Below are 6,195 nucleotides of genomic sequence, written 5' to 3'. Positions count from 1 at the left end.
GCCGCCACCCCCACCACCGCGTTCGCCCTCTCCCGCCTCGCCGACCCCACCACCCTCCACCACACCCCCATCGGCGTCCTGCGCTCCGTCGAACGCCCCGTCTACGACACCCTCATGGCCGACCAGCTCGACACCGCCGTCGAACACCACGGCAAGGGCGACCTCACCCAACTCCTCACCGGCAACGACACCTGGACCGTCATCGGCTGACAAACCCCCCGGCGCGTACGACGAGGCCCGGCCCCCGCGCGGGGGACCGGGCTTCCTCGTACGCGCCGGGGCTCCGGCACCCGCCTTACGGCCGGGGCCTCGGCAGGGTGCAGAAGGTCCGGTCGTACCAGAGCAGGGCCGCGTCGGCGGAATCGGCAGCGGGCGGGGCGATGCGGGTGTCGCGGAGCGCCCCGAGCAGCAGGTCGTGGTCGCCCGCGGGCAGGGCTGCTCCGGTCACGCAGCGGAACACGGCCGGGGCGTCGGGAAGGCAGGGCAGGTCCGTGCCCGGCCAGGTGGTGAAGCCGCCCTCGGCGAAGCGGTCGACGCCGTGGGTGGCGAAGCGTCCGGCGAGCGCGCGGTGCCGGGCGCCGAGCACGTTGACCACGAACTCCTGGGACTCGGTCAGCGCCCGGTGGCAGCTCGACGTACGGGCGAGTCCGACGAGCAGCAGCGGCGGGTCGAGCGAGACCGAGACGACGGAGCTCGCGGTGAACCCCCATCGGCGGCCGTGCTCGTCCACGGTCGTCACGACGGCGAGGGGCGCCGCCAGCTGTGCCATCGCGTCGCGGAACCGCTGGGCGTCCACCAGCGGTGCCACGGACTGGGCCGGGGGAGACGTCATCAGGTGCCTTCCGTCGTCGGGGAGGGGATCGGGAGGGGCGGGGACGGTCAGCGGAAGCGGCCCGGCGAGAGGAACTCCAGGTCCATCCTGGTCGGTTCGCCCTTGACCAGGTGCGTCAGGGCCTCGCCGATGCCGGTGGCGTGCTTGAAGCCGTGGGCGTTGTCGCCGCCCGCCACGATCACCCGCGGGTCGCCGCCGGGCCGGCCGACGACGAACTGCCCGTCGGGGGTGCGGGTCAGCATGCACACCGCGACCTTCGCGGGCAGCGGCGTGAGGCCGGGGACCTTCGCGGGCAGCAGCTGGGCCAGCTCCGACCAGTCGTCGGGGGTGACCGACCGGTCGCTGTCGTCCGGGTCGATCGGCTTCGACACCTTGCCCCGCTCCTCAAGGCCGAGTTTCACGTCGTGGCCGCCCTCCCTGCCGTTGCCCCACAGCACGCGGCCGTCGTCGAGCTCGCGCATGAAGACCGGGAAGCGTTCGAGGGCGAAGGCGGAGTCGGCCTCCAGGGGCCGGAACCAGGTGATGGGCATCCGCAGCGTCTCCAGGGGCAGCCCGGGGTAGAGCGTCGAGAGCCAGGAGCCGACCGTCACCACGACCTGGCGCACCCGGGTGCCGCCCTGCGCGGTGCGCAGCAGCACCCCGCCCGGCACCCGCTCGATCCCGAGGACGCGGGTGTCCGCGTACACCCGCGCCCCGGCGTCCGTGGCGAGGCGGATCGCGGCCCGTACGGACCGCTCGGGGCGGATGATGCCGGCGGACGGCTCCCAGACGCCGATGTGGTGGTCGGGCACGGCGGTGTGGCGCGGGTAGCGGAAGGCGAGGGCCCGGGACGAGAGCGTGCGGACCCTGATGTCGTGGGTGTGCGAGGCGCGCAGGGTGCCGCCCGCGATGTGCCCGTCCCTCGGGCCGATCAGGAGCCCGCCCGTCGGGAAGAACAGCTGCTCGCCCGCGCCCTCCTCCAGCTCGGACCACAGCTCGCGGGAGCGGCGCGCGAGCGGTACGAGCCCGGGGTGTTCCAGGCAGGTGATCCGGAACATCCGGGACCCGCCGTGGGTGGAGCCCAGGGCGTGCCCCGGGGTGAACCGGTCGAAGCCGATCGCGTCGACGCCGCTCGTCGCCAGTCTCCACAGCGTCGCCGACCCCCACGCGCCGAGGCCGACGACGGCCACTTCCGCATCCCAGCGAGCCATGCCTTGTCTCCCCACCTGTTGTCGCGGTACGTGACGGCCACCAGATCACGCGCGCCCCGGCGCGCAGGTGAGTAGCCGCCACTCACCTGCTCCCGGAGGGCCCGGCCGCCGACGCGCGCGGCGCCGCCGCGGCCGGGCACGGGCCGGGGGCGTACCGGCGGGGACTGAGTAGCGCGGTACTCATGCGGGCCGCGGGCGGGCCGTGATGGCCTCGGAGCCGCGGCTCAGCGCCGACCGCGACGACGGGTGGAGGTAGGAATGGAGTTCCGCGTACTGGGCCCGCCCGAGATCTGTGACGGGGACCGGCAGCGACGGGTCCGGCTGACCAGCCCCAAGCAGCGCCTGCTGCTCGGCGCGCTCCTCGTCCGGGGCGGGACTCCGGTGGCGACCGAGGACCTCATCACCGAGCTGTGGGGCGACCACGCTCCCGACAAGGCCGCCAACGCCCTTCAGGCCCATGTCTCCCGGCTGCGCCAGCAGTTGATCGACCTGGAGCCGCCCCGGGCCAGCTCGCCCCGGCTCGTGGCGCGCGGCGCGGGCTATCTGCTCCAGGTGCGGCCCGAGGAGATCGACAGCGTGCAGTTCCGGCTGCGCGCGGAGCGGGGCAGGCGCCGGCTGGACGCGGAGCCGCGCGTCGCCTGCCGCCTGCTGCGGGAGGCGCTGCGGCTGTGGCGCGGTCCGGCCCTCGCGGGCGGGACGCACGGTCCGATCTGCGCCGCGGTGGCCGCCCGGCTGGAGGAGGAGCGGCGGCTGGTCCTGGAGGACCTGTACGACGCGTCGCTGCGCGACGGCCGTCACCGGCAGGTGATCGGCGAGCTCCAGGAGCTGGTCGTCGCCCATCCGTCGCGGGAACGCTTCCGCGAGCTGCTGGTCCTCGCGCTCCGGCGGTCCGGCCGGCAGAACGAGGCGCGGGCCCTGAGCGACGCCGGCCACCGCCGCGCGCCGGGCCCCACCCTCCCCGCACCGACCGTCGCCGGCGTCCCGGCCGCCGTCCCCGCGGCCCGAACGCCTCCCGTGCCTCCGGCCGAGCAGCCGTACGCCGAGACCGGCGGGGTGGACGGCGCCGCGCAGACCCGCGAGCTGCTGCGGCTGCGCCGCCAGGTCGACCGGCTGACGACGGAGCAGGACACGCTCCGTACGGAACTGGCCCGGCTGGTCTCCCTGGTCGAGCGGTCGCCGGCGCCCCGGGGCGCCGCCCCCGGCCTCTCCGCGGCGACGCGCACCGGCTGAGCCGGCCCCGGGCGCGAGACGCGAGGCACGAGGAGCACCGCCCCGGACGGAGGGCGCCGTCCGGGGCGGACCGGGTCAGCGGTCGGAATCGTCCGTGAATTCCGGCATCACCTCGGCGGCGAAAAGGTCCATCGCGCGCGCCGCGTGGGCGAAGGAAAGCCCGCCCGGATTGAACTGCAGGCTCATCGTCAGATCCGTGCCGAATTCGTCCCGCACCCACGAGATCTGCTTCCGCACGTCCTCCGGATTTCCGGCGAAAACCTTGTTCGCGGCGAGGGAGGCGGCGAAGTCGTAGTTCATCGCCTTTTCCAGGAACTTCTCGTACCCGGGGTAGTCCGCCGAGCCGACCTCCGCCAGCGGCGCCACCGCCTTCGCCATGTGCGCGACGTAGGAGCGCTCGTACCGCTCCGCCGTGCGCAGCGCCTCGGCCGCGTCCTCGCCGAGGTAGCAGGTGTACTTGATCTGGATGCGGCGCTCCGCGGTGTCGTGACCGGCCTCGTCCCAGGCGGCCCGGTAGTGCTTCAGCATCGCCGCGAGCTGCTCCGCCGACGTCACCGACGGCACGATCTGCAGGTGGTGTCCGGCGGTCCCGGCCGCCGCGCACGACTCGCTGCTGGTCGCCGACGCGATGAAGATCGGCGGGTGCGGGGCCTGGTACGGGCGGGGCAGCAGGGTGACGGGGCCGAAGCGGTGAAAGCGGCCCTCGAAGACCACGTCCTCCTCCGACCACAGGCGCCGGCAGGCCTCCACCCCTTCCTGGAAGCGGGCCCTGCTCTCGTCCATGTCGATCTGGAAGGCCTCGAACTCCGAGGGCAGGAAGCCCCGGCCGAAGCCCACGTCGAGGCGCCCGTGCGAGAGGTGGTCGAGCATGGCGAGCTTGCCGGCCAGCTTCACCGGGTGGGTGAACGCGGGGATCACGGCGCCCGTGGCGATCCGGATGCGGCTCGTGCGGGCGGCCATCGCGGTGAGCAGGGTGACGGGGTCGGGGCTGTAGCCGCCGTAGCCCGTGAAGTAGTGCTCCACCGTCTGCGCGTGCTCGAACCCGAGCGCCTCGGCGAGCTCGACCAGGCGGAGCGTCTCGTCGTAGTAGGCGGTCGCGCTCTTCACCTCGGGGTCGATGACGGGGAAGAAGTTCACACCGAATTTCATCTCTGCCGTGCTCCCTGCGCTCATCGGTTCGTTTCGGGGTCGGCCCCCAGTATTTCCGTCGCGCGAACAATCGTGTCAAGGGAGAACGGTCCCGGCCGTCAGCATGTCAATTACTTGTCAGTGTGCGCATTCGACCGTGTGCGGCTGCGGGAGCGCACTCTACGATGCGCATGCCCAGCAATTCGATCGGCGGGCAGTGACACCACTATTCCAGCCGGAGGGTACGTTATGCACGGAACCTACGCCGTCCCGTACGCGAGCCGTGGAAGCATCCTCGGCGGAGCGGAGAAGCGGGCTCTGGAGCGGCTCATCGAGTCCGACGACACGCTGTCGATGGGGTCGTGGCGGGAGAGGTTCGAGAAACGCTTCAGCGAGCATGTCGGATCCCGCCACGCGCTGACCGTGACCAGTGGCACGGTCGCCCTGGAACTGGCGATCCACCTGCTGGACCTGGCGCCGGGCGACGAGGTCATCGTCACCCCGCAGACCTTCCAGGCGACGGTCCAGCCGCTCCTCGACCACCAGGCCACGGTGCTCTTCTGCGACGTCGACCCCGACTCGCTCAACATGGACCCGCGCGAGCTGAAGAACCTCATCACCGACCGCACCCGCGCCATCCTCCTCGTGCACTACGGCGGCTGGCCCGCCGAGATGGACGAGATCCTCACGATGGCCCGCGAGCGCGGGATCCTCGTGGTCGAGGACTGCGCGCACGCGCTCGGCTCCCGTTACGACGGCCGGCGCCCCGGGTCCCTCGGTGACATCGGCTGCTTCAGCTTCCACTCCTCGAAGAACATCACGACCCTCGGCGAGGGCGGCATGCTCACCTTCGACCGGGACGACTGGGCGGAACGCATCCACCGGCTCCGCTCGAACGAGGTCGACGGCGTGTTCGTCCCGGCTTCCGAACTGCCCATGCAGGAGCCGGGGTTGCTGCCCTGGATGAAGTACTCCGCGACCGTCTACCAGGAGGCCTGCCTGCGGGTCCGCCGGTCCGGCACGAACGCCACCCTCTCCGAGGCGGCCTGCGCCGTCGGCCTCATGCAGATGGACCGGCTGGACGAGCTGGTGGCCCGGCGGCAGTCCATCGCGGCCCGGCTCGACGCGGTGATCGACCGCCACCCCGGGGCCCGGGTGGGCCGCCCCCGGGCCGGCCTCGAGCACGCCCAGCACCTCTACACCTGCTTCGTCGAGGGCCCGCCCGGAACCCGCGAGGGCCTGGTCCGGGGCCTCGACGAGCGCGGCGTCGAGGTGCAGCTGCGCTACTTCCCGCTGCACCTGCTGCCCGAGTGGCGCGACCGCGGCCACGGCCTCGGGGACTGCCCGGTGGCGGAGGAGCTGTGGTTCACCGCGCACGTCAACCTGCCCTGCCACCCCGGGCTCACGGACGCCCAGGTGGCGCACCTGGAGACCGCCCTCGACGAGGCGCTGACCGCCGCCTACGCGGCGACCCCGGCCGCCGCCCCCGCGCCCGCATCCGCCCCCACGCCCGCTCCCGCGCACAGCGTCTGACACGGAAGGAACCGCCCCCATGCCCCTCATCGAGGTCAAGCTCTACGAGGGTCGGCTCGACGGCACGACCGAGACCGAGCTGATCGCCCGTCTGACCGACGCCGTCACCGAGGTCTTCGGCGAGAAGGCCCGCGCCGCCACCTGGGTGGTGCTCCAGGAGGTGCCGGCCACCCGCTGGGGCATCGCCGGCGAACCCGGGACCCGCCCGCCGCACGCCCGCGACTGACCCCCCCGCGCCCCTGCGCCCCCGGCCCCCACACCCGCCGAGCCCCCACACCCCCC

General features: G+C 73.3%; 6 protein-coding genes and 1 pseudogene. 4 read left to right on the top strand and 3 right to left on the bottom strand.

The features are described from left to right. Positions 1–210: pseudogene (locus ACWDVG_RS19990) on the top strand (2-oxoacid:ferredoxin oxidoreductase subunit beta); the annotation flags it as partial. 85 nt (positions 211–295) lie between these two features. On the opposite strand, the gene ACWDVG_RS19985 reads toward ACWDVG_RS19990, so the two are convergent. Both ACWDVG_RS19985 and solA read right to left on the bottom strand, forming a co-directional pair. Next, the gene (locus ACWDVG_RS19985) at positions 296–832 is read right to left on the bottom strand and encodes a flavin reductase family protein (protein ID WP_451700607.1); all 537 of its coding nucleotides are present in this window, start codon (positions 830–832) and stop codon (positions 296–298) included. Positions 833–879: 47 nt separating this feature from the next. After that, positions 880–2,022, bottom strand: coding sequence for an N-methyl-L-tryptophan oxidase (gene solA / locus ACWDVG_RS19980; protein WP_451700606.1), 1,143 nt, complete (start codon positions 2,020–2,022; stop codon positions 880–882). 258 nt (positions 2,023–2,280) lie between these two features. On the opposite strand from solA, the gene ACWDVG_RS19975 reads away from it, so the two are divergent. Then, a complete protein-coding gene (locus ACWDVG_RS19975; RefSeq protein WP_451700605.1) occupies positions 2,281–3,252 on the top strand; it encodes an AfsR/SARP family transcriptional regulator in 972 nt (323 codons plus the stop codon). A gap of 75 nt (positions 3,253–3,327) precedes the next feature. Here the strand turns inward: ACWDVG_RS19975 and ACWDVG_RS19970 are convergent, their stop codons facing one another. Next, positions 3,328–4,401 carry an LLM class flavin-dependent oxidoreductase gene (locus tag ACWDVG_RS19970; protein ID WP_451700604.1) on the bottom strand — a complete coding sequence of 358 codons (1,074 nt, stop codon included), beginning with the start codon at positions 4,399–4,401 and terminating at the stop codon, positions 3,328–3,330. A 228-nt stretch (positions 4,402–4,629) separates the two neighbouring features. On the opposite strand from ACWDVG_RS19970, the gene ACWDVG_RS19965 reads away from it, so the two are divergent. Both ACWDVG_RS19965 and ACWDVG_RS19960 read left to right on the top strand, forming a co-directional pair. Continuing rightward, on the top strand, positions 4,630–5,913 hold the full coding sequence (locus tag ACWDVG_RS19965) for a DegT/DnrJ/EryC1/StrS family aminotransferase (RefSeq protein ID WP_451700603.1): 1,284 nt from the start codon (positions 4,630–4,632) through the stop codon (positions 5,911–5,913). Between the two features lie 19 nt (positions 5,914–5,932). Beyond that, entirely contained in the window at positions 5,933–6,139 is a 207-nt protein-coding gene (locus tag ACWDVG_RS19960) for a tautomerase family protein (protein WP_451700602.1), read from the top strand. The last annotated feature ends 56 nt before the right edge of the window (positions 6,140–6,195 follow it).

The organism is Streptomyces sp. NPDC003327 (genome assembly GCF_053589515.1).
This window is presented reverse-complemented; position numbering and strand designations above follow the sequence as displayed.